The organism is Desulfovibrio inopinatus DSM 10711 (assembly GCF_000429305.1).
Lineage (GTDB): Bacteria > Desulfobacterota > Desulfovibrionia > Desulfovibrionales > Desulfovibrionaceae > Alteridesulfovibrio > Alteridesulfovibrio inopinatus.
On record NZ_KE386880.1, the window covers coordinates 158,933 to 182,906 of the forward strand.

Genomic DNA, 23,974 nt, shown 5'->3' on the forward strand with positions numbered 1-23,974 from the left:
TGATATGGGATTGAGATGCGGAGTATGGACATCGTTGCCAAGAATTGCACGCAATGATTGCGTGCAATAGGAGTATTTGCGTGCAATAAAATTGATGTTTGCGAATATCTCAGGATTGTGTGCATTCCGACTTTTTACGCACTCAAATTTCTTATTACCATCGTTGTAGAATTATTGTGTCGTCCTACACCGTCTTTTTTTGCATATCGTGAACGATTTTCATACTATCATAAGAGACTTTGTGTGCGAAAGCTCATGAGAATTATTCGTTTGAAAGATTGTCTTGTGATACTCCAGAACTGCCTTTGCGTTTTATACCGTTGAAGAAATTGTTCATTGTGACATTTGGCGTGGAGTATGTTATTTTCCCATCCTCTGAGGTCCTCGTTTTTTCATGGAGGGACAAATGGACGTGCAAAAACGATTTTCGTTGCAATGTGCTGGATTGCCAGAGGATACGTTTTCCGTCATCAGCTTCACAGGAACGGAAGGACTCTCGCGTCCTTATGCATTCACTCTTGAGCTGGCCTCTGAGGCACGCGACGTGGCCATGCATGATATCCTTGAAGAACGTTCAACACTGCGTATTGGTGGTGGGTTTCGTCCTGATATCTCTATCCATGGTGTGTTGGCTCGTTTTGAAGAACAACATGCTGTTCGGCAGCATACATTTTATCGAGCGGTACTTGTACCACGTCTGTGGTGCTTGGGGCTTACCTGTCATAATCAGATTTTTCTTAATAAAACCGTTCCGGAAATCGTTGCCGCAACACTCACCGATATTGGTGTGTTGACGGATAACGATTTTGAATTTCGTTTGTCTCGCACATACCCACAACGTGAATATGTTTGTCAGTACCGGGAAAGCCACCTCAATTTTCTTTCGCGATGGCTCGAACGTGACGGGTTGTATTATTTTTTTGAGCAGACGGATTCCGGTGAAAAAATGATCATCACGGACAATCGCATCGCTCACGTTCGTTCGCCGGAAAGCATTCCTCTGCGCTATGTCAAACAACAGGGGTTGGATGTTGGATCGCATGACGACTGGGTGATGAATTTTGTGTGTGAAGAATGCCTGGTTCCCAAACGGGTTTTGCTCAAAGATTACAACTATCGCATCCCCAACGTGGACCTTTCCAGCACCGCACCGATTACGGAGCAGGGACACGGCCAGTTCTATATGTATGGCGATAATTTTAAAGACCAAGAAGAAGGGGAATATCTCGCTGAAGTTCGGGCTGAACAGATTCGCAGCAAGCAGAAGATGTTTTCCGGACATAGTTCGGCATCGTTTCTTCGGCCCGGTTATTTGTTCTCGTTGATCAATCACTATCGCGATGATTTCAATACAACGTATTTGGTCGAGGAACTGCGCCATGAGGGGAATCAGACCAAAGCGCTCCTGTCGGGGCTTGGCCCGTCGTTATCCGATCATGAATCCAAGATGTTCTATACGAATGCGCTTCGCGCCATTCCCGCCGATACGCAATTTCGACCCGAGCAACGTGCTGTCAAGCCGCGGTGTTACGGAACGCTGAATGCCAACGTGGAGGCCGACGGCGATACGGATTATGCGTTTCTTGACGAGCACGGCCGGTACAAGGTGCGTCTTCCGTTCGATATCGGTGGCGAACCCGAGGGGAAAGCATCGTCCTGGCTTCGTATGGCCCAACCGTATGGAGGCGCAGGGCATGGTATGCACTTCCCGTTGCTGAAAGGAACGGAAGTCTTGCTTGCCTTTATTGATGGCGATGTGGATCGACCTATTATTTCTGCTGCTCTGCCCAACCCGGAACAACAAAGTATGGTGGACAGCACCAACGCACCGGCCAACGCCATACGGAGTGCCTCAGGGAATCAGCTCGTGATGGGCGACAAAAAAGGGCAGGAATTCATCGGCATGTTTTCGCCCCATGCAGACAGCGGCATTGCCATGGGATCGCATAAACCCGGTGGTGGTGGCAGTATTGCCATTTCGACCAAAGGAATCATCGATTCGCTCGCCGTTGGAGGGCAGGTCAGTATCGTTGGTGGATCGGATACGAGTCTTGTCGCTGGCGTGAAAAGCGATGTGACCGTTGGTATGCAAAGTGACGTGAGTGCCGCTATTCAAACCGAGGCGGCGCTGACATCGAAAGTCTCTATGGTCAAAGGGAAGCAGGTCGAATTGGGTGATGAGGCCATGGACTTGAAAAACACCATGTATGTCGTTGGTCTGGATACCGTGGAATTGAGCGGAGGGATCGGACAACGCGTCGATACACAGGTGAAAAATGCCAAACGCGCTTTGAAACTCGGTATTGCCGCAAGTGTACTCAGCGGGCTTGGTGTAAAAGCGATGACCTTGCCGTTTGATCAAACCTTCAAAAAAAACGCCAGTCTTGAATGGGTGGCGCCCAGTGAAGCCGCCGGTGGATTGTCGACGGTTGCTGGACTTACCCTGGCGGGATTTTGTGCCAAAAATATCTTGAAAGTGGCCAAAAACTATGAGGAAGCGTCAGAGAACGAAAAAACGTCGGTCATCAGTATGGATCGCAACGGCATCAAGGGCGTGGTCAATTACAATGTTTCCGAGAATGCGCTTCTCCATTTTGAAGTCAATAAAAGCTCCATGCGACGCAATATTCACGGGCAAGCGCAAGAACAACATCGTGTGAAGAAGAAAACAATTTTTGAAATGACGAAAAAGGGAACGGCCATAGAGCTTTCCAGTTTGGATCTCCAAGCAAATTCGAAGAGCGACAGTGCGAAAGCAACATTACAGAACGGCAATGAAATCAAATTGGCCGTGACCAAATGGCAGGAACAGCCTTTGAGTCTGACCATCAACCAACAGACCATCGGTCTTTTGGCTAAAGCAAAAGGAGGACTTTCCTTATCCGATACGGAGGCAAAACTCTATTTTGCCACGGGAAATAACGCGGGGAATGTTATCGCAAAAACCGATGAAGCTGTCGTCTCTGCGGGGAATAGCAACAAGATGAGTGTCAAAGGGGATGGCGTCACCATAACGTGCAGTGTCGGAACCATTAATTCGAGCGGAAAATTGACTCTAAAAGGGTCCACTGTGGAAATCGGGTAAAGGGACGTTTACGTCATGATCATACTGAAACCCGACACCTTGGCTCTGCTCTATAGTCTTCAGCCTGCATCTGGAGAAGACACAGACACCTGTGATCTTGTTCTGGCCTGTATAGCGTGTTTCCCGTTTTCTTCCCAGGTTGAAGCGTTGTTGCCCGAAGACGAGTTGTGGGATTGTGCCACGGCCGCGTTGCCGGAGGGAACACCGCTGGATGAAGCTTTGCCGAAACCGCGTGCTGAATTTTTGGTGTACGGATCGTGTTATGCCTTGTCTGGAGAAATTGCAGGAACCCGAGCGCGGTCCGTGGATGTTCGGGTTGGGACATGTTGCAAAACGCTGACCGTGTTTGGTGATCGTATTTGGTTGGGGAATGTCCACAGTGATCCACAACCCTTTTCCTGTATCCCCATAACGTGGGAGCATGCTTATGGCGGGCAGGACTATGCGAAGAATCCCAAAGGAATGGGGCGACAGTGCCGAGACGATGGCACCCTGCCGTTGCCGCATGTCGAGATATGCAACGAATATATGACATCACCCGATGTGCCGGGAGAGCCGGCAGGACTCGGCGCCCTTCCACCGTCCTCTCCATGGAGGTCTTTACAGGCGGGAACATACAATGGGCACTGGTTTCTTCATCATTGGCCCGGTATGCCACATGATGTGGAACCTGAATTTTTTTTATGCGCTCCGCGTGATCAACGTCTTCCTGGTTTTTTTACGGGAACGGAAGATTTCGCCATAACCGGAATGCATCCAGAAAAAGATACGGTTGGCGGCAGTCTGCCGGGTATACGCTGTCGCGTGTTCGTCCAGCGTATTCTGGACGATGGATATGAGTTTGAAGAAATTCCGACACATGCCGATACCTTGACCTTGTTTCCTGATTGCGAAATTGGCGCGCTGACATTTCGTGCGCAAACATGGACAATGAATGAAGAATGTGCGGACATTGGCGCGTTACTGACTGTTTTCGAACCGTCCAATATCCCACTGGAGTCTTTGGACTATTATCAAAAACTGTTGCGTGAACAAGTGTTGCCCTCTGAATCTCAAGAACCTGCGGAGCCTTCCAGTTCATCATCGGAAACCATATCTCCTCCAGAAAGACGCGAAACACAACCGGAACCTTCCGCGTCGTTGTCCGAAGTGACACCGGTAATGGGGGCGTTACAGCAAACCATTGCTGCACTTGAAGCCGAGTCGCAAGCGCTTTTAAAAAAAGCGGGGATTCGTGCGGAGGAGGCAGACGACTTCCTTGCTCAGCTCGAACGCGAACAGAGCCATTTGGAAGCCGATAGTGTCGCTGAAGGCACGGGTGATTCGTTGGACGAAATACGAAACATGGCGGTTTCATTGGATGCGCAAGCTCGGGATCTGCTGTTGCAAAGCGGAAAAACTGAAGCAGAAACGGAAGAGTTTCTTCGTTCCTGTGAACAGATGGATGAGCCGCCTGACCTTGGGAAACATTTTGCCGCATCGTTGGCTGATCCGACGATATCGGAGAGTGTGAAACGCGGGATGCGCAAAATGATTGCTGCGTCAGAGAATTTGGCGGCGTCTTTTGCCGCATTGCAACGCTATGCCACGGAATTGGGCGCAGCAACGCATCATGAAGCCCCTTCTCCTGAACCGACTGTTGATTCCGCTGTCGAAGCCGAACCGGTGGCACTGACGGTGGAGCACGCATTGCAGTTGTATCAGGCTGGAGAAAGCCTGGCTGGGAGAGATTTGAGCGGCTTGGATTTCCGGGGGCAGGATTTGGCGGGGGTCGATTGTCGCCATGCCATCTTGCGAAAGACGTGTTTTGCCGGCTGCAATCTCAGCGCGGCACGACTGGACGGTGCAGATTGTACCACGGCGGATTTTACCGGATGTCATCTGGACGGAGCGAATTTGTCTGAAGCACGATGTGAAAAGGCCATGTTGCGCAATGTGTCTGCTCCTCAAGTGCTTGCGCCAGGTGTTTTTTTGTACGACGCCGATGCGACGGAAGCCGATTTTACCGGTGCGAATCTGGACGATGCGGATTGCAGTCGAGCCATTATGGAGAACGCACGATTGTGTCAGGCACAAGCCGCACGGATTCGTTTGTATGGAGCCAATCTGCGTGGATCGGATTGGACTGGAGCAGAGCTTTTCAACTCCCGCGCAGATGCCGAGACCTGCGCCGACAAGGCAATATTTCATGATGCTGTCATGACGTTGTCAGGCTGGCGAGGCGCTTGTCTTCAGCAGGCCAATATGAGCAGTACGAACCTTGAACGTGCTGACTTGAGTCATTGCGATATACGCGGGGTGTGTTTCAAAGGGGCCAATGCTCGGGGTGCCCGTTTTTTTCAAAGCAATGCTGAAAGCGCGAATTTCTCGCAGGCCATGTTTGAAGACTGTATGTTCCGGCGTGCTTGTTTAGTGAATGTCAATTTTTCAGAAGCCAATTTGCGCGGCGCCGACCTCTATAAATGTGTGGTGTCTGATCCGGATATGACGGGGGCGGAGCGACGCGATACACTTCGTGATCCGGCGTTGTATGCGAATTTTATTGAGTAAGCAGCGGGGTGCAAGGAGTTCGTATGAAGACAGCCAAAACATTGCCATTTGAGAAGCACGCCGAAGCTTCAGTCAAAAATTCTCACCACAAAAGACATGTTGTGCGTGTCGTTTCCGAACGAAAAGCAACCAATACACTGGAGACTGCTCGCGTACTCACCCGGAAAGACAACCGGTTTCAACTGGTGATTGATGGACAGCATCATGAAGCCAAGCAGGCGGCAGGGTGTCTGCTTGTCCCTGAATCCGGTGACAAAGTGCTTGTTCTGCGTGAAGGGGAGGCAGAAACCTACATCCTTCATGTTCTTGAAAAGGCGGCTGGTCCGAGCACCTTGGAATTCCCCGATACGGTGTGTGTGCGTGCTCCGGAAGTGCAGGTGGAAGGAACGTCTCGCCTTGCGTTACAGGGTGCGGAAGTTGTCGTGCATGGTGTCAAAGGGACGGTATCGTTTCTTCGTCTTGATGTGTGTGCGCGAACCTGCGTGGCGCAGATCAACACGGTTCGTGCCGTGATGCTGTCCCTGGTGCAACGTATGGAGCGGTGTTTTCGATCTGTACGCAACGAGCGGGTGCGGGCTTCATCCATAGACGTGCGCGCGGAAGACCGTATGTCGATGCATGCAAACGATGTGGAAATGATCGCACATCGCGAGGTGAAGGTGGACGGCGAACGCATCAATCTCGGCTGATATAAAGAAAGGCTGTGAGGTGGAAGTATGCAAGCGGCAACCAAAGCGGGTGGTATGGCATTGAGCGAAGTGGACGTGTGCAAGACACAAGTCGGTGATGCCGTGGTGCCGATTCCTTATCCGAATACGGCTGAGTTGAATAAAGCGGAAGGGGTTTCAACCAAAGTCAAGATTGTAGATCATGAGGCCGTAACGCTGGCATCGTCTGTGCCGTCGTCCATAACGGGGCCTGCCCCCGGATTGATCGGAGGAGTGATTTCCAACACGCTGAATGGCAAATGCAAATTCATAGCCGGATCACTGAAAGTCAATATCGAGGGGCATCCGGCCATTCGTTTAAACGATCCGACAACGCAAAACAAAAAAAATTGTGAGGGTTCGGTCGCCGTTCCGAGTCAGCTCAAGGTGATCATCAACGGGTGAAATGTCTCGCCCGTGCTGGGAGAAATATAGACAGCGGCTTCCAGGGCATGAACAAGGAGAGACGCGATGAACAATTTTTTGGAAAAATATTGGTCCCTGTTGGTGGCGGCGGCGTTTTTCCTTGTAGCCATCGGCATGGTGTCCTGGCTTGCCTCGTCCAATCTTCCGGGCAGGGGGTTGCTGTTCAAACTCGTGTCGAAGACACCGCTCGAAGTGAACGACGCGACCGATAATCCCCCCATGGATGTCTATATTGGGGGAAAGCCTGTTGATTATCCGTATTTGACGACGATTATCGTCAAGAACACCGGCAATATCCCTATTGCACGCTCGGATTTCGAAACACCGGTGAGTGTGACCATCACCAACGACTCGAAGATTGTTCAGTTGTACTATGAGTTTCAGCCGGAAGATATCAGTATGAAACTCCACTATACCCCGAAAGAAGTGACATTATCCCCAACGCTGCTCAATCCGGGTGATAATGTATTCATCCAAATTTTCACCATAGATGTTCGGCCCGAACTGAGCATTCGTGCACGCATTTTGGGCGTCGACAGCCTTATCACCAATGAATGGAACGCTTCTGAACCCCAATGGGGCAAAGTCGGATGGCTCCATTTCTCTTTCTTTTTTCTCCATGTGTTTGCATTCCTTGTTTTTGCCGTCCTCCTCAATTTTGATGCCCATGCCCGTTATATTTTCATGATACGGAAAAAAGCCATTGCATTCTATTTTGTCTTGGGTGTCATTGCCATGCATGACTACTTTACCCTGTTGGTGAACCACACCCGGACCGTCTTCACCTCGCAACTTCTCCTGTTCGCTGCGGTCATCCTGGCCATTGTGGCGGCGTGGAAGTTCATACAAGATGAGGATCGATCGTCAGGGTGAGGTGATGCATGAAGGTAAAAACGTTTCCCACCCCATAACAAATGGGCTGTGAGGTTGCCCTCACAGCCCACGAATTCAGACACAAGACAGTTTAAACTTGAGGATGAAGCAAGAAGATTTTCATTGCCCAGACGCCAAAGGCGCTCCTCAGTCTTTGTCGTCTTGATTTATTATTCTTCAACCTTCGCGATAATCGCATCGGCCAAGGTGCGGCCCATTTCGACGCACTTTTTGAGTATTTCGTGGTCGGGGACGTATTGGACTTTAATGGGGTCGACGGGGGTATCCATACCCATATTTTTGAGATGCTCGGTCAGGATGTTCACGGATTCCCCGCTCCATCCGAAGGAACCTATTGCAGCACCGATTTTTTTCTGAGGACGCAAGCCCTTCATGTAGGTGAGGCAATCCGCCACCCTCGGCATGATACCGTTGTTGTGGGTGGGAGAGCCAACGATGACGGCGCCCGCATCCCATACTTCTTCCATGACATCGCTGTGGTTGTTGGCCTTGAGATAGAACAGCTTCACACTGATACCTTTTTCGGCAAGGCCGGAGGCAACGGCGTTGGCCATTTTTTCCGTGGAATGCCACATGGTGTCATAGACGATGACGGCTTTCTTCTTGGGTTTTTGCAGAGCAAGTTCCCGGTACTCATTGAGGACGTTCGGTACATCGTCGCCACGGATGAGCAGACCATGGTCGGGCAGAATCATATCGATTTCGATATTCATCTTCTCGATTTCATCAAGCTTTTTGAGAACCATGGGGGAATAGGGCATGATGATGTTGTTATAGTAACGGCGCAGCAGGCGGGTGAATTCGCTTCGATCAACTTCATCGGCGAATTTTTCGGAGGTAGCCCAGTTCTGGCCGAAGGCATCGCTGGAAATGAAAAGCTTGTCTTCGGAAACATAGGTTCCCATATTATCTGGCCAGTGCATCATGCGCAGTTCGACGAAGGTCAAGGTGCGGGAACCGATGGAAATGCTGTCGCCGGTTTTGACCGGGACAATAGGCCAGTCTTTGCTTTGGGGATAGATCTTCTGGATGTTTTTGGCACCCATGGTCGAGCAGAAAATCTTTTCCGGCTGGGTCTTTTCAACCAGTAGGCTCAAAGCACCGGAGTGATCCTGTTCGAGGTGGTTGACGACAATGTAATCAACCTTTTCCGGTTCCATGACGTGAGCGATATTGCACAGCATCTTGGGACCATATTCGGATTTCACCGTATCGATAAGGACATTTTTTTCGTCCTTGATAAGAAAGGCATTGTAGGTCGTGCCTCGCTGGGATGTGGTGTAGCCGTGAAAATTTCGGCAAACCCAGTCGACAGTTCCAACCCACCATACATCTTTTTTAACTTCAAAGGCTTCCATTATATTCCTCACTTCAATAAAAATCACGGGACGATGCCCTGTGAAAAAAGAATGGTCCACCAGCGACTCTGATGGACCTGATTTGTTATCAGAAAAGGGAAAGTGTCTTAGGCTTCCTTGCTGAATTCGTCCTTTCCAGCGCCACAGACGGGGCAAACCCAATCTTCGGGAACGTCCTCAAAGGATGTTCCGGGGTTGACGCCGTTATCAGGATCGCCAGCTTCAGGGTCATACTCATAGCCGCACACGTTGCAGACATATTTATCCATGGTGTTCTCCTGTTATTGAAAGTGTGTTGTTCTTGTAACTCGTTATGTCCTCATTTTAGCCCTCAGCGCCGAGACATTAGATATGTCCCTTGCCTGAGCGGCAACGAGGGAAAAACAAAACTAAAGCGAACCGTCCTGCTTTTAGTAAAAAAAGCGGGTGGTTCGGGTGAGGCAACGCGGTAGACCGAACTCCGTCGGCAGAAGAAACAGTCCTTGGCGTAGCTGACTTATACTAACAAGCTATTTATCCGGCTTTGTCAAGCGGTGATGTCTCGATCAAAGAAAGAAATGGAACAGAAACAATATATCAGATGGTATTTGAGATGGCGGTGTTGGAAACGAATCGTTTGACCAGTATCTTCTACTTCGTGGATCTATCTCGCCGTTTTTTAAAAATTATTGGTTGTATTTGAAATCTCGAAATATCCTCTGGCAAGACGCGTTTGCTAGCAGTTGTTGGGATTGTTCTCGTTATCACCGGTGACATAGGGATGGTACATTACGGCGAACCACGATTATGTCGACTCCCTTCCAGAGATGAACAGTGTCGCCGTAGGTCGTTTCTTCTTTTGGTATCATAGAAAATAACATGGGACGGTTTGCATTGTGCAAATCGTCCCATGAAAGGTCGCTTGGAAAAGAGTCGTCGTTTACCAGTTCAGTGTCGATGTAAAGGCGTGAGCCAGTGTTTCGACAGGGCTTTCAAGCAAAGTGTCATTGCTTCGACGAATGGTGAGAGTCTCGTCGTCGGAAACAACCCCTATGCAGGCGATGTCGTTTGCGGAGAAATGCGCTTCAAACTTGTCCTTGTTGGCAGGATTGACACAGGCCAACAAGCGACCAGCGGACTCACTATACAGGATTTCCAGGTCGCTTAATGGAGCGTTGGTCACGACGGAGTCGAGATCGACGCGTGCTCCAAGTCGGCCGGCCAGCGCCATTTCGGCCAGCGCCACGGCAAGGCCGCCATCGGACAGGTCGTGGCAGGCCGTGACAAGGCATTGTTCAATGGATGCATGAAGGCTCTGGTAGCGGCGCAAGTTGGACGCGCCATCGACCATAGGAACGCTGGCTGAGACAGCGCCAAGTTCCGAAGTCAGCTCGGAGCCACCCAGTTCGGCTGCCGTGGGGCCGAGAAGATACACCAAATCTCCTGGAGTTTTGAAATCCGAAGTCACGGCTTTGTTGACATCATCCATGACGCCGACAACCGTGTACAGCACGGTCGGAGGAATCGAAATTTTAACACCACCACCGGTGTAGTCGTTCTTCATGGAGTCTTTGCCAGAGATACATGGTAATTTGTATGTCAGACAAAAACGGGAAAGCGCCATATTGGCACGTACGAGTTGCGCCAGTTTATATTGACCATCCGGGGTTTTTTCCGATTGAACCGGATCGCACCAACAGAAGTTGTCTACCCCTGCCAGGCGCGAGGGATCGGCACCGACGGCAACGGCGTTACGTACGGCTTCATCAATACATAATGCCATCATCCAATAGGTATCGTAGTCGCTGAATTTAGGACAGATACCGTGTGACACGACAAGGCCTTCGTTGCGGTTGAGCAGGGGGCGCATGACTGCCGCATCGGCCGGACCGTCTCGCTTGACGCCGACAAGCGGTTTCACGACGCTTCCACCTTTGACCTCATGGTCGTATTGCCGGATGATATATTCTTTCGAGCAGATATTGAGTCGGCCGAGCATGCGTTCAAGCAGTGCGCCATGGCCTTCTTTCGGCAGAACCAGGGGCTCACTTTGAAAACTCGGGCGTTCCCATACCGCATTGAGCTGCATGACGGGCGCACCATCATGAAGAAAGTCCATGTCGACATGGGACACAATGGTATCGCCGAACGTGACGTGGAAATAGCCTGAATCCGTAAATTGACCCAATTCCGTGGCTTCAACATCCATTTCTTTGGCCAGATCCATGAACTGACCAAGCTTGTCCTGCGGAACGGCCAACGTCATACGTTCTTGCGCTTCCGATAAGAGTATTTCCCACGGGCGCAGGCCATCGTATTTGAGCGGGGCTTTGGATAAATCCATATCGCATCCGCCACTATCTTGCGCCATTTCACCAACGGATGAGGAGAGTCCCCCTGCACCGTCGTCCGTAATGGCGTTATATAAACCAAGATCGCGGCATCGCATGAGGAAATCATACATTTTCCGCTGGGTAATGGGGTCGCCGATTTGGACGGCGGTGGCCGGAGAGCCTTCATGGAGTTCTTCCGATGAGAAGGTTGCTCCATGAATACCGTCCTTCCCGATGCGACCGCCTGTCATGACAATGGCATCTCCGGGCAAGGCTTTTTTCTCATGGCTCGGTTTGCCGTTGATCGTGAGAGGCATCATGCCGATGGTGCCGCAGAATACGAGTGGTTTCCCCAGATAGCGTTCATCAAAGACAAGGCTACCGTTGACAGTGGGGATACCGGACTTGTTTCCACCGTGTTCTACCCCTTCGCGTACTCCCTCGAGCACTCGGCGAGGGTGAAGCAAACGAGGTGGGAGTTCTTTGTCATAAAAGGGCGAGGCAAAACAGAAGACATCGGTGTTACAAACCATGTTGGCGCCGATTCCTGTTCCCATGGGGTCGCGGTTCACCCCGACAATACCGGTCAATGCACCGCCGTAGGGATCCAGTGCCGAAGGGCTGTTGTGCGTCTCCACTTTGACACAAATGCTGGTGTCTTCCGTGAAGCGAATGACCCCAGCGTTGTCTTTGAAGACGGACAGACAAAAATCGTCGTCGCCGAGTTCGTTTCGGATGGTTTCGGTACTGCCCTGAATATATGTCTTGAAGAGGGATTTAATGGTTTGTTCGGAACCCATCTCCGTGTCAACATAGTTGATCGTGGCCGTAAAAATTTTATGTTTGCAGTGTTCCGACCAGGTTTGCGCCAGAGTTTCTATTTCTGCATCGGTCGGCATATCGGGCAAACCGAGACGTTTGCGTTCGGCCATGACTTCAGGGCGACGGTAATAATCACGAACGGTCTGCATTTCTTCCAGCGAGAGCGCAAGCGTATTTTGCCGGCTGAAGTTCATAAGATCGTTGTCCGACATGGCTGCAAGGTCGACATGAGCGACATCGGCACACGGTTCTCCCGTCACCTTGGCGGCTTTGGCAGGAAAACCGGGAGATGCATCCCATTCTTCGCGGCTTTTCAGGTCGATACGTTGAATGAGATCGTTGGCGAGCAGGTCTTTGCCGATGCGCTTGGCATCGTCGCGGCTGATATCGCCGGAAATGAGATATTGCGTCGAGGTGTACACGGCGACGTGGTCGGCTTTCGAGGGATCAATGCCCAGAACAAGTAGTGCCGTGGAGCGGGCGGTTCTCCCTTCGTTGTCCGTTACTCCAGGTCTGAGGCCTACTTCCAGAACGTAATTGAAGTCACCCGACGCCAACGGTACCGTTGAGGAAACCGTATGCACAACCGGATCATGGAGAGCAGCGGCATCAATAAGCACGGCAATATCGTTTTCGGTGAGACCGGCAATGGTATAGACCTTCACCACAGAAATAGAGCGAACGTCCAGTCCCAGTTCTTCATGGATTTTGCGGGCCGTTCTGAGGCCAACGACATCGCGCACATGGGGCAACAACCCAACTTCCACCCGGATAGGCGTCGTCATGATATAATACTCCCGACTCGTTTGAAGCGTTAATGGTGATGCGCAAAAAAGCGATCACTCTGTATTTTTCGCCCAGACTATCAGGCCGCCGCCGCGTGACTTGGCTTCATAGGATGCTTTGTCGACACGGTTGAAGAGGTCTTTTCCCAATTCTCCCGGGAGTAGACTGGCCAGCCCTGTACTTGTGGTCAATTTGCCGCCGAAATGTTCTTTGATGGCTGTTTGGAGACGAAGAGCCATCGCTTGGAGCTGTTCCGGTTCGATTTCCGTGGCAATAATGGCGAACTCGTCGCCACCATAACGGCATGGGAAATCCATGCCCTGGCGAATTTTGGTTTTCATAATTTCGGAGACTTTGATGAGTGTTTTGTCTCCGACTTGATGTCCCAATGTGTCGTTTATCTGTTTGAATCCGTCAAGATCGAAAAAAACGAGCCCCATACGGCGTCCTGTACGGCGTGCCCGGTAAATTTCTCGATCCAAGATGGTTTGAAAATGGTGATAGTTGAACAGTCCGGTCAAGCCGTCGGTAATGGCTTGGCGTTTGAGCTTGTCTTCAAGTCGTCGAACCGTGGTGATGTCGCGTCCCACCACAAGAAATTCACCAGCGGCTCCCGTGGGAGACGGAAGCGGCGTAATAATGAGTTCAAGTTTGAGCGTTCGGTCTTTTGTAATCGGTAACTCGACTTCTACCGGAGCGGAAGAAAGCGTCAGATAATCCGGATTCCATCCCTGTGGCATGGAGGCTGCTGCTGACGTCAGTTTGAACAGATTCTTGCCGATAACCAGCGGGGCAAATCTGGGAGACGCAAACGTGATGGTGCCGGTAGAATCAATTGTAAAAACGATATCGCGCATATTGGCGATGAGTCGTTCAAGAAACTCGCGCTGTCTGATATTACGCATTTCGAAATACGTGATATCCGTCACATCTTCGAGTTGAAGAATAACTTCACCGTGACCGGGCGTTCCGCGTTTCCGAGCGAACAGGTAATAACATGTGCCCTCGGATTCTGGGGTTGAGCGTTTGCAAAAGATTTTTTTTATCGACAGATGCGTGTTGTCTCGAAGAAATGTATTCCAGGCAAAATCGACGGAGAATCCTTTCAGATTGGAAATCAGCGGCCAGATATCACGTCCTGTAACATCTTCTTTAATATCAAGCAGTGAACGAAGGCGTTCGTTGGTCTCCATGATGCGGCCTTCGCTATTGAGCAATGCAATGCCGACGGGAAGGCTGTCGAGAGCAGAAGCTTTTTGTTCGAGCACAGCCTGTCGCATCATGTATTGTTCATAGGCTTGATTAACGAACATGAGATAGAGAGTCAGTTCGTCACGGGCTTCTTGAGAAACATTGGGATCGATCAGGCGGAATTCTCCCACCTGTTCGCCCGACGCCATAATGATATGTCCCGTCTCTGTTGATCGCCAGAAACGATGCACTTCTACCGCGGTGACGTCTTTGGACTGTACTCCCCTTTCGGCTTGAGCTTGAAAGAAGGTCCATTGTCTGGAACGTGGTATTTTTAGGCTCAAATCAAATGATTCGATGTTGAAACGCCATTTGAGATGTTTGGCCAACATAGAGGCGATTGAAGTCAGTCCCCCACCCGCATTCGCCAATTGCATGCTCAAAATATAGAACTCTTCCATCCGTCGGAGTGAATGGTTGTAGTACCGCTCTTCGGGAACAGATTCGGCGATATCGAGTGTCGCCAGATACGCTTTGTATATCTCGGTACACTCGTTTCGTAAGGAATTGAGCTCTTCTTTCTCAAGTCCAAGCATGTTTTTGAAGGTGGTATTGAATTCGACCACGGCAACAGGATTGGCATTGCCGCCGACTTCGAGTTCCGCCCAACGTGTTGCGAGAATGACAGCTTGCGTAAATGGGGTGTAGTTCAAGATACCACTGAAATCATGGTGATTCTGCACGGCTCCCGGTTCAGGTAAAGGGATTTCCCAGCCAGCAAGAAGTTCAGCGGAATGTCTCGCATGTTCGGCAAGAGTTTGTTTACATGCAAAACGTTGCGCCTCGTTTCCGTCTACGCAGACAAGTCTCGCTAACTCATCGATGTCTTTGAGTAACGTGGTGATGTAAACAGCATGTTCCTGGTCTGGACACAGTTGGTGAGCAAGACGCTGCGCTGCCGTTGCCGACCACACCATACGCCGCCAGAGTTGGAAGTAGCTCTCGGTGTCAGTGTTTTCCGAGACTGTCGAGTTTGTTTTTAAAGCTGAAAACAGCGCAATTTTGATGACCTGGTCGATACCCATGGTCATCACAGCGCGTTTGATATCAACAACCTTGCTCCGCGATCCAAAAAAAGCAGAATTGGCCAGGCTCAGAATTGTCGATGTTAGAACCGGGTCAAGTCCCAAAATGTCGGCCATTTCGTCGACATCGGGAGCAGGGCTGACCGCCATGGTCATGAGCCGCATAACAACCGGGGCAAACGGCGGAGGCAGGCTCGTTCTTGGAGAAGCGGTTTGTGACGCCATGTCAGGCTCGCTTGAGGTCGAAGGTTATTTCTCCCGATCAAGCATCGTTTGCATGGCCAGGCGCATAAGTTCACGTTCGGGAACATCAGGCAGGCGAGAGAGCGCACTCACTGCTTTATCGAGATAGGTTTTGGCGATACGACGTGTCGTGTCCGCAAAGCCACCTTCCACCACGGCCGAAACGAGGGTAGCGATAGTCTCGTTATCCAATGCATCGGTTTCGAAGTCTTGTGTCACTTGCAGGCGTTGTTTTTCGGGGAGACTTTCGAGGTAGGAAATAAACGGGAGTGTCAATTTACCTTCTTTCAGGTCGCCGCCACTGGGTTTACCGGAAATTTCTTCATTTGATGTATAGTCTAACGCGTCGTCGACCAATTGAAAGGTAATGCCAAGGTTGAGGCCAAATTCAGCCAACGCTTCTTCCATGTCGGCTGGTGCGTCTGCAATGAGGGCTCCACTCTGACACGCCGCCTGAATGAGATACGCTGTTTTACCGGTGATGATGTCGAGATAATCATCGTGCGATAAATCCGTTTTGCGAATATGAGCGATTTCTTTAATTTCCCCTGTCGCGGTGCGCAACAATGCTTCGGATAAACATGCTGTCAGACGTGGCTTCCCATAGTCTGCGACAAGTCGATTTGCCAATGCGAGTAAGGCATCGCCAACCAGTATGGAAGGCGTGAGTCCGAAAACTTCGTGAGCTGTTTTTTTTCCGCGTCGTAAACTGGCGCCATCCAGAATGTCATCGTGCAACAACGTGGCCGAGTGCAAGAGTTCAATAGAGCAGGCCAATGGATAGATATCATCATTGTGATATCCAGCAACGCCAGCCGATAAAATGGTGAGCAGGGGACGAAGTCGCTTGCCGCCAGCCATGAGGACATGGTGCGCTACCGGAGCGATGGTGGGGTCGAGTCCGGAGGCAAGGTTTTCGAGAAACTGATTGATGGAAGGAAGTTCTTTTTGAACAAAGTTCGCCAGATTGTTCATTGTGCTGTCGTACCCGCTTTTTGAGACCCAAGGCAAGGAGGGACGAAAGGTGGGAGCGATTCGTCCGTCAACTGTCGCAGTATGGAGAGCGCTTTCTTTCCGGCCGATCCCATCAAGAGGGACAGGTCGTTGACGTAAGCGCCAAGATGAGCGGCAATGGTTTCGCGGTCTGTTTCCTGGGCAAAGGCCTGAATGAGCGGGAAAACCGCATTCGGATTCTGACGCGATGCCGTCAGACTTTCGGCAATGGTGCGTCCGATGCGCGCGCACAGCCGGTCTCCCAAGCTGCGGGAAGCAACAATGACGCCAAGAGGAAACGGAGTGTCGCCGGCTGTTTCCGTCCAGTAATGACCAAGGTCAAGGACAAGTTGGAGATTGTGCCGGGCAAAAACAAGTGCGGTTTCATGAATCAAAAGACCAGCATCCACCTGTCCTGAAAGCACCGCGTCTACGATCTTGTCGTATCGTACGAAAATAAATTCCGGGAACTGGTTGTTCTTGGCTAAAGCAGCTTTCAGGACCGCAACAGCTGTTGTGTTCAACCCCGGAACGGCAATGGTGGACGGGATGTCCGGGCCTTGTGGAGCGCGGACGAGTTTGGGACCATTGCCAAACCCGAACGCTCCCCCTGAAGGAAGAATGGTCGCATTATCGCCAAGACGAAGCGCGGTTGCCGCCGAGACTTTGATGACGTCAAACTCTCCGGAGAGAGCCTGAGAATTGAGTTCTTCGACATCGGCGAAAACAAATTCCGCTCGGGGAGCCTGCTTTCCGACGAGCCCAAGAATCCACGGACCAAAAATAAATGTGTCGTTGGGACAAGGAGATATGGCAACGCGCAAAAGTGTCATGAGACTATTTCCCAAAAAAGGCGTTGAAAAGGGTTTGGCCGACACGCGATAAACCCGCCAGCGCATCTTTAATACGCCAGTCGGATTTTTTTCGGGAACCGACGCGATTGGAGATGGTGCGGACTTCAAAAAAAGTGGTTTTCTGCACACAGCAGGCTAATGCTACCGCAAACCCCTCCATATTTTCCACAAGCGGATGATGCATGGTTTCAATCTGTTGAGCGCGTTCCGGATCGGCACTGACACCGGCAACGGTGACACTGGAACCTCGATGCCATGATTGTGGCAATGAAAATTCCAGTTGTGCAGCGTTTTGCTCAGGCTGCAATGCTATAGTTTGACCAATATGAACGGATGTATCGTCGTACTGATTGAAGCTGAAATGCTCCGTTGTAACCCCGGCTGATGTTGCCAAGCCGAATTCAGGATATATTTCCTCGGATACACAGACGACGTCACCCAATGCGGCTTCATCCAAATCAAAACTTCCGGCAATGCCAATATTGAACACCACATCGACATCAGGATGCAGTGCCAGGAATTTTCCGGTTTCCATTCCGGCATTGACCGGACCGATACCTGTCACAACAAGATACAAACGGCCCGATTCCATATCCAGCGTTTGGCTCCCTCGATCGGGAATCGTCACATTGCGATCCATTGCCGCAATGACGCTGTCCATTTCTTTGGCGGTAGCAGTGACAAAAGCTATATTCATGGGCCGTATTTTTTTAAAACAAGTAATCGTTTGCCATCGGGCAAGTCGGTTTCGTCAATGATCATTGTATCGCGTACACGAGCAATCCGTTCGATTTTCTCGCGTTGATTCGCTGTTATGACAACTTCGAGAGTGTCATTTCGCGTCATGGACAGGAGGCGGGAACTCGCCTCCAGAAAACCCTTTCAGCAATCCTCGGCGCATGAAATACGCGTTCGGTCTCTGTCGGCGTTCATGACGTTCCTTCATGTCGAAAAATTTCAACGTGACTATAATCGCCAATACCACATTCTGGACCCGATAAAACGCTCATGATCAAACATCCCGCGTATATCGAAAAGAGGAAAACGATCACCCGATTTAAACATGGAGTCGATGCGTGCAGGTGACATTGCGGCATACGATGCATGCGGAACAGCAAAAATAACGGCGTCGAAGTCGGTCAATTCCGATTCCGGTGCAAGGGAAATGCCGTATTCCTCTTGTGCTTCCGTTGGGTCCGCCAAGGGGTCATGTACAATCGTTTCCACGCAATATTCGCGAAGTTCTTCGATGATGTCCACTACTTTGGTGTTTCGCAAATCGGGGACGTTTTCTTTGAAGGTGAGCCCCAATATTCCTACACGAGCGCTATTGACTGTTCGACCGGACTGGATGAGTCGCTTGATGACCATTTGCGCCACGTAGCGTCCCATAGAGTCATTGATGCGTCTGCCGGCAAGAATCATTTCCGGGTGAAAGCCCATACTCTGTGCTTTGTATGTCAGATAGTACGGATCAACCCCGATACAATGTCCTCCAACCAAGCCCGGTCGAAATGGTAAAAAATTCCATTTTGTTCCAGATGCTTGGAGGACTTCCAAAGTGTCGATTTCCAGCTTTTCAAAGATGAGCGCCAGTTCGTTCATCAGCGCGATATTAATGTCGCGTTGGGTATTTTCGATCACCTTGGCTGCTTCGGCCACTTTGATGGACGATGCTTTGTGGACACCGGCTTTGACGACGGTTGAATAAAATTGCGAGAGGAGTTCCAACGTGGCTTCATCTTGGCCCGAAACAACCTTTACAATCGTTTCCAGCGTGTTGACTTTGTCACCGGGATTGATGCGTTCCGGCGAATAGCCGACAAAGAAATCTTCTCCAGCGCGGGTTCCGGACTCGCGTTCCAAAATGGGAACGCACAATTCTTCGGTTAAACCGGGGTACACCGTGGATTCATAAACGACCACTGCACCGGGCCCGAGATTCTGCCCGACAAGCGTTGTTGCCGAAACAACCGGAGTCAGGTCTGGACTGCGGTGTTTATCGATGGGAGTCGGGACGGCCACCACAACAATGCCTGCGTCTTTGATGCGCGTCGGATCATTGGTGTATTCGATAACCGCCTGGCCAAGGGTGGTATCATCCACTTCGCCGGTCACGTCATGACCGTCTCGAAGTTGTTCGAGGCGATTGACGGAAATATCGAAACCAATGACCGTGAAATGCCGGCTCAAGGCGACGGCCAGTGGCAGGCCGACATAACCGAGCCCGATGACGGCAACAGGTTTTTTCCCGGCCGCAAGCTCTTCAAACGTTGTCATGGTATTTCCTCCACTTTGGAACATGCAAAACGGAACTCGTACAGAAAAGCGCGTTGCTATTCAAGACGAAAAGGAATGTGGACAGACGAGACATGCTCGGATACACCAGCGCCATGAACTTCGATTGGCGTTTCTTTCTCACGGCGTTGGGGCTGGCATTCATTCTGGAAGGGCTTCCGTATTTTGTTGCGGCTGAAAAAATGCCCAAAATCCTGAAAATGATGTCTGAACGCCCACCCAGCGCGTTGCGTGGTGTCGGCATTTCCGCCATTGTCGCAGGACTTGCCGTGATTTATCTGGCCCGGACGTTTTTCGGGTAACGGCAATACCATTCTCCCGTTTCCCGCCTCCACAATGCGTTGAGACCAGTATTGCCGTGCACTACGCCTGATTGCCGATGCTCGTTTGTCGTCGGTGCCTTGCGTCTTCTACGCTTTCGGTGCTTTTTGGCCTACATGAAGATAGACGATACCTGATGCCATCGGAAGATAAAAGACACGATGAAATCCGGCATCGTAGAGTTCCGTGGCCAATTCGCTCTGACTGGGAAATCCCATAATCGTATCGGCGAGATAGCGATAAGCCTCCCTGTCACCGGACAATCGACCGATGAGCGGAAGCAATCTGTTGAGATAAAAATTATACAGCCCTTTCCAAATCCGTGTTTTTCCGCTTCCGAATTCCAGAATACAGAATCGTCCACCCGGTTTGAGTACCCGAAGGACTTCCGCATAGGCTGCCTGCCGTGGCCGGATATTACGGATACCAAATGCAATCGTGGCTGCATGGACGGATTCGTCTGCCAACGGCAACGTGCGTCCATCGGCCAATACCGGATGAATTCGACCGGTACGCGTGCCGCGGATTTTACGTGTACCGCTTTGCAACATGGGCAATGCGAAGTCGGCAGCAACCACAAAAGACGTTGGATGACGATCGGCGCTCAAACAGGAGACGTCCATAGTACCTGCGGCGAGATCGAGAATAGTCGGGTGTTCTTTCCCGGCTACACCGAGATGGGCCACCATGCGTCGGCGCCACCACAGGTCCAAACCTGCGCTCAAAATATGATTGAGTGCATCGTACCAGCCGGCAATGCGGCCGAACATGGCGGCAACGCGCCGCCCGTGTTCGACATCGGCTTTCATATCATTCGTTGTCGTCTGCATCGATAATGGAGCGGGGAGAGGCGTTGGTGGAATTGGGCGTATCGGTCATGATGGTGCGCAGCACTTCATAATAGATTGGGCCGAAGTGTTCGGAGAAGTTCGTCGGAGAAATTCGTCCGGTTTCCACGAACTTGACTACGATTTCCTTAGCTACCTGTAATGCGTTCTGTTTGACTTTATCCACGTCGTCTCCTTGGCCGAGTCTCATACGCTGGGAAAAACCCGCCCGGGGGGAAATGACCTCGACCAATGAGAATCAAACCGGGCGGGAGCAGGGAATATCCGGTAAACATCCCCTGTTTTTTGAGGGGGTCTATCATGGCCGGTCCAACTCGTCGAGTCGTCTGATATACGGCCTGTAGCGCCCTGTTTTTCGTCGTTGAAAAGAGGATACACGCATCATTATATCGTGTGATGTTCCTCTTTGAAACAGATAAATATGGTTAACGCGATATGCCTCGTCATTAAATACGCACGAGTTCGTACTGTGATGACCCTAAACCGATTTCTTCGGCATACGAAATTTGGAGATCACCCATGGTGTTATCCCATACGCCTTTGAATTTGTGTTCGCCCGGATGATGGTTCGCTTTCAGGTGCGTGCCGGCAATACCCATCTGGGCATTGACGAGATCAAGGCTTGCTTTGTCCAAAGCAACGGGATCATGGCTGCACAAAATGCCGATATCCGGGACAATGGGGGCATCGCTCCATGGCACGCAGTCGCAGTCCGGGGTGATATTGAGAAGGAAATTGAAAAACGCGGTACGGCCGGCTTTGCCCTGTATGACGCCTTTGGCGTATTCGACCATGCGCTCAGTAAAGCCTTCCATCTCGGTTTTCCAGTTTGTCATGATCGATTTATTCTGACAAACGGTCAAACATTCCCCGCAACCGACGCACAAGTCGGTTTCGATTTTCGCTTTGCGCTCATTCACACTGATAGCGTTTTGCGGGCAGACTTTGACGCATTCTCCGCACCCGACGCAACGGTGGTGTTCAACGAAGAATCGGACGCAATGTTGCGCTTTTTTGCCTTGTCGGGGGGCGCATCCCATAGCCAGATTCTTAATGGTTCCACCGAATCCGGCAAGTTCGTGGCCTTTGAAGTGGGACAAGGCGAAAAGACTATCGGCATCAACAATATCGGCCGCCAGCTTCACGCTCGAAAAATGTTTCCCTGCAATAGCCACCTCTCGCATATTGTTGCTGCGCAGACCATCGGCAATAATAAGCGGGGCACCGGTGACCGCATAATCGAAACCATGTTCAATCGCCGTGATGAGGTGATCAACAGCGTGAAAGCGCGAGCCGGAATAGAGTGTATTGGTGTCGGTGAGAAAAGGTTTGCCGCCGGCTTCTTTAATTTTATCGATCGCTGCCCGCACGAGTACGGGGCTGAGAAACGTATCGTTTCCCCGTTCGCCAAAGTGTACTTTAACCGCGGTCAATCCATCGCGGACGACAGTATGTTTGAAACCGGCTTTATTGAAGAGTTTGGCAATTTTTTTGATCTTGCTTTCTTTTGCCTTTCGCGCGCGCAGATTGGCAAAATAGACGGTGCTTGTCGTTGGTGTTTCCATGGTCTTCCTCCTTCATTCCGCCTCAGTCTGCCTGGTTCTTTTTGCCGCCGGTGGTCGCGTTGCGGCCGGCTTTTTCCGCAATCCATTGGACTTGTCGGCAGATACCCATGAGCAGGTTGAATTCGTTTCGTTTCAGGTGAACGCGTTCCACAAATCGCCGAAATGGGAGCATCCAATATTCGGGATTGTCCGCATGGAGAAAGTCGATGGCCAAGAGGGTATCGCGGACCGTATTGAAAAGCGTATCGCGTTCGCCGTGGGTAGCCAGGCGCGACGACGGGGGGCCCGCCGGCCGAAACGGTCGGGTTCGCCTCGCCTTGGCGCATTCGTACAGCACGACGAGCACGGCTTGAGCGAGGTTGAGTGAAGAGGCTTCGTCGCTTGTCGGTATGGTCAGCAATTGGCTACAGATGCATGTTTCGTCATTGGTGAGTCCTTGATCTTCGGGGCCGAAGACAACGGCGACTGACCCGCCAGCCGTGAGGGTTTCCACGACACTGGGCGCGGCAACTTCTGGCGTGATGACACCTTTGCGCCATCCTCCCGTGCGGGCCGTGGTTCCGAAGACCAATTGAAAGTCCGTCAGTGCCGGCGCGAGTTCGTCAACGAACAACGCCTGTTCCAGGATGTCGATTCCCTTCGGCGTGGCCAGAGCTCGCGCTCGATTTTCATCGTAATGGAGCGGTGAAACCACAATGAGCCGCTTTGCCCCCATATTCGCCATGGCTCGTGCAGCGGAGCCGATATTTTCGGAAAATTTTGGTCGAAACAGCACGACGGCAAGATCATCAAGCATAACTTCTCCATATCAAGACAGCATTCAATCAACGTTGCGACGTGAAATTCAGGCACGAATCCTTGCTCCAGGCCTGTGCCTCCTGGTGTTCCGGTCTTGTTCCGTGCGGCCTGTCGTGGTAGGCCTCCCCAAGCCAGACGTCAAGGAGCAATCATGATCGATTTGTCCACAAAAAATATCTATCTTATTGGGCCGCGTGCCAGCGGAAAAACTACGCTCGGGACGCGACTTGCCGAGTCGTTGCACTGTCCCTTTCTTGATCTCGACGAAGAATTCCGGATACGCGAAAATCGCACGATAGCCGATCTTGTCGAAAAAGAAGGCTGGGATGCGTTTCGAGCCAAAGAACGCGAAATTCTTGCCGATGTCCACAAAACACCGGGTCGGGTCATTGCCACGGGGGGAGGGGTTGTCCTCGATCCGGCAAACCGTGATCTCCTGATCCAGGGCTTGACGCTCTATCTTCAGGCCGATCCCGATACTTTAGCCAAGCGCCTTGCCAGTGAACTGCTTCCCGAGCAGCGCCCGAACCTGACATCGCTTGATCTCGAAGAAGAAATCAAGCAAACCCTCAACGAACGCGAACCGCTCTATCTGCGGTGCAGTGTCGCCAATCTTCCCGCCCGTCCCATAGACGAGCTCGTCACCATGGCGTTGAAAGTGGTGGAGATGGTGTAAGCGTTAGGGGGAAGAGGGCCTCCGGCGGCTGGGGAGGATTATCCTCCCCAGACCCCACCTTCTGGACACATGAAATGGGGACGGAGTCTGGAATTGCTTGTGGTTCATGGAACGTTGTCAAGAATGTTTTAGCTCTGACTACACGAAATACACTGTACCCGT

General features: G+C 51.2%; 20 protein-coding genes. 7 read left to right on the plus strand and 13 right to left on the minus strand.

Features of this window, described 5'->3' with window-relative positions; translation table 11 throughout:
- Positions 1-406: 406 nt before the first annotated feature.
- The 5 genes from G451_RS33325 to G451_RS0124420 all read left to right on the plus strand — a co-directional run bounded on the left by G451_RS33325 (position 407) and on the right by G451_RS0124420 (position 7,641).
- Positions 407-3,085, plus strand: a complete 2,679-nt coding sequence (locus G451_RS33325; RefSeq protein ID WP_051261865.1) for a type VI secretion system Vgr family protein — start codon at positions 407-409, stop codon at positions 3,083-3,085.
- A 15-nt stretch (positions 3,086-3,100) separates the two neighbouring features.
- Positions 3,101-5,635: a DUF2169 family type VI secretion system accessory protein gene (locus G451_RS0124405; RefSeq protein ID WP_027186288.1), complete on the plus strand. Its 2,535-nt coding sequence runs from the start codon at positions 3,101-3,103 to the stop codon at positions 5,633-5,635.
- A gap of 23 nt (positions 5,636-5,658) precedes the next feature.
- A complete protein-coding gene (locus G451_RS0124410) occupies positions 5,659-6,324 on the plus strand; it encodes a DUF3540 domain-containing protein (protein WP_027186289.1) in 666 nt (221 codons plus the stop codon).
- Positions 6,325-6,351: 27 nt separating this feature from the next.
- Entirely contained in the window at positions 6,352-6,747 is a 396-nt protein-coding gene (locus G451_RS0124415; protein ID WP_027186290.1) for a DUF4150 domain-containing protein, read from the plus strand.
- Between the two features lie 66 nt (positions 6,748-6,813).
- Positions 6,814-7,641, plus strand: coding sequence for a hypothetical protein (locus G451_RS0124420; RefSeq protein ID WP_027186291.1), 828 nt, complete (start codon positions 6,814-6,816; stop codon positions 7,639-7,641).
- Positions 7,642-7,811: 170 nt separating this feature from the next.
- Here G451_RS0124420 and G451_RS0124425 read toward each other — a convergent pair whose 3' ends face one another.
- From G451_RS0124425 to G451_RS0124465, 9 genes are all read right to left on the minus strand, one after another.
- Positions 7,812-9,020 (minus strand): FprA family A-type flavoprotein, encoded by a 1,209-nt coding sequence (locus G451_RS0124425; protein WP_027186292.1) that lies wholly within the window; start codon positions 9,018-9,020, stop codon positions 7,812-7,814.
- Between the two features lie 107 nt (positions 9,021-9,127).
- Positions 9,128-9,289 (minus strand): rubredoxin, encoded by a 162-nt coding sequence (gene rd / locus G451_RS33910; protein WP_084448763.1) that lies wholly within the window; start codon positions 9,287-9,289, stop codon positions 9,128-9,130.
- 650 nt (positions 9,290-9,939) lie between these two features.
- Positions 9,940-12,939 (minus strand): AIR synthase-related protein, encoded by a 3,000-nt coding sequence (locus tag G451_RS0124435; protein ID WP_034643917.1) that lies wholly within the window; start codon positions 12,937-12,939, stop codon positions 9,940-9,942.
- Between the two features lie 54 nt (positions 12,940-12,993).
- Positions 12,994-15,441, minus strand: coding sequence for a sensor domain-containing diguanylate cyclase (locus G451_RS0124440; RefSeq protein WP_027186294.1), 2,448 nt, complete (start codon positions 15,439-15,441; stop codon positions 12,994-12,996).
- Between the two features lie 24 nt (positions 15,442-15,465).
- Positions 15,466-16,434, minus strand: coding sequence for a polyprenyl synthetase family protein (locus G451_RS0124445; RefSeq protein WP_027186295.1), 969 nt, complete (start codon positions 16,432-16,434; stop codon positions 15,466-15,468).
- Positions 16,431-17,285 (minus strand): 1,4-dihydroxy-6-naphtoate synthase, encoded by an 855-nt coding sequence (locus tag G451_RS31525; protein ID WP_051261866.1) that lies wholly within the window; start codon positions 17,283-17,285, stop codon positions 16,431-16,433. Before G451_RS31525 ends, G451_RS0124445 begins: the two co-directional genes overlap by 4 nt.
- Before the next feature lie 4 nt (positions 17,286-17,289).
- Positions 17,290-18,003 carry a futalosine hydrolase gene (gene mqnB / locus G451_RS0124455; protein ID WP_051261867.1) on the minus strand — a complete coding sequence of 238 codons (714 nt, stop codon included), beginning with the start codon at positions 18,001-18,003 and terminating at the stop codon, positions 17,290-17,292.
- Positions 18,000-18,152: a hypothetical protein gene (locus tag G451_RS34445; RefSeq protein ID WP_156921806.1), complete on the minus strand. Its 153-nt coding sequence runs from the start codon at positions 18,150-18,152 to the stop codon at positions 18,000-18,002. Before G451_RS34445 ends, mqnB begins: the two co-directional genes overlap by 4 nt.
- A gap of 120 nt (positions 18,153-18,272) precedes the next feature.
- Positions 18,273-19,586 carry a nucleotide sugar dehydrogenase gene (locus G451_RS0124465; RefSeq protein WP_034643922.1) on the minus strand — a complete coding sequence of 438 codons (1,314 nt, stop codon included), beginning with the start codon at positions 19,584-19,586 and terminating at the stop codon, positions 18,273-18,275.
- A 113-nt stretch (positions 19,587-19,699) separates the two neighbouring features.
- Between G451_RS0124465 and G451_RS0124470 the strand changes: the two genes are divergently transcribed.
- Positions 19,700-19,906 carry a DUF2065 domain-containing protein gene (locus G451_RS0124470; RefSeq protein WP_027186298.1) on the plus strand — a complete coding sequence of 69 codons (207 nt, stop codon included), beginning with the start codon at positions 19,700-19,702 and terminating at the stop codon, positions 19,904-19,906.
- 108 nt (positions 19,907-20,014) lie between these two features.
- Here G451_RS0124470 and G451_RS0124475 read toward each other — a convergent pair whose 3' ends face one another.
- From G451_RS0124475 to G451_RS0124490, 4 genes are all read right to left on the minus strand, one after another.
- Positions 20,015-20,734, minus strand: coding sequence for a ubiquinone/menaquinone biosynthesis methyltransferase (locus G451_RS0124475; protein WP_027186299.1), 720 nt, complete (start codon positions 20,732-20,734; stop codon positions 20,015-20,017).
- Position 20,735: 1 nt separating this feature from the next.
- The gene (locus G451_RS31530; RefSeq protein WP_034643928.1) at positions 20,736-20,939 is read right to left on the minus strand and encodes a hypothetical protein; all 204 of its coding nucleotides are present in this window, start codon (positions 20,937-20,939) and stop codon (positions 20,736-20,738) included.
- A gap of 280 nt (positions 20,940-21,219) precedes the next feature.
- A complete protein-coding gene (locus G451_RS0124485) occupies positions 21,220-22,338 on the minus strand; it encodes a DUF362 domain-containing protein (protein WP_027186300.1) in 1,119 nt (372 codons plus the stop codon).
- A gap of 22 nt (positions 22,339-22,360) precedes the next feature.
- Positions 22,361-23,134 carry an RNA methyltransferase gene (locus G451_RS0124490; RefSeq protein ID WP_027186301.1) on the minus strand — a complete coding sequence of 258 codons (774 nt, stop codon included), beginning with the start codon at positions 23,132-23,134 and terminating at the stop codon, positions 22,361-22,363.
- Positions 23,135-23,287: 153 nt separating this feature from the next.
- On the opposite strand from G451_RS0124490, the gene G451_RS0124495 reads away from it, so the two are divergent.
- Positions 23,288-23,812: a shikimate kinase gene (locus G451_RS0124495; protein WP_027186302.1), complete on the plus strand. Its 525-nt coding sequence runs from the start codon at positions 23,288-23,290 to the stop codon at positions 23,810-23,812.
- Positions 23,813-23,974: the final 162 nt, after the last annotated feature.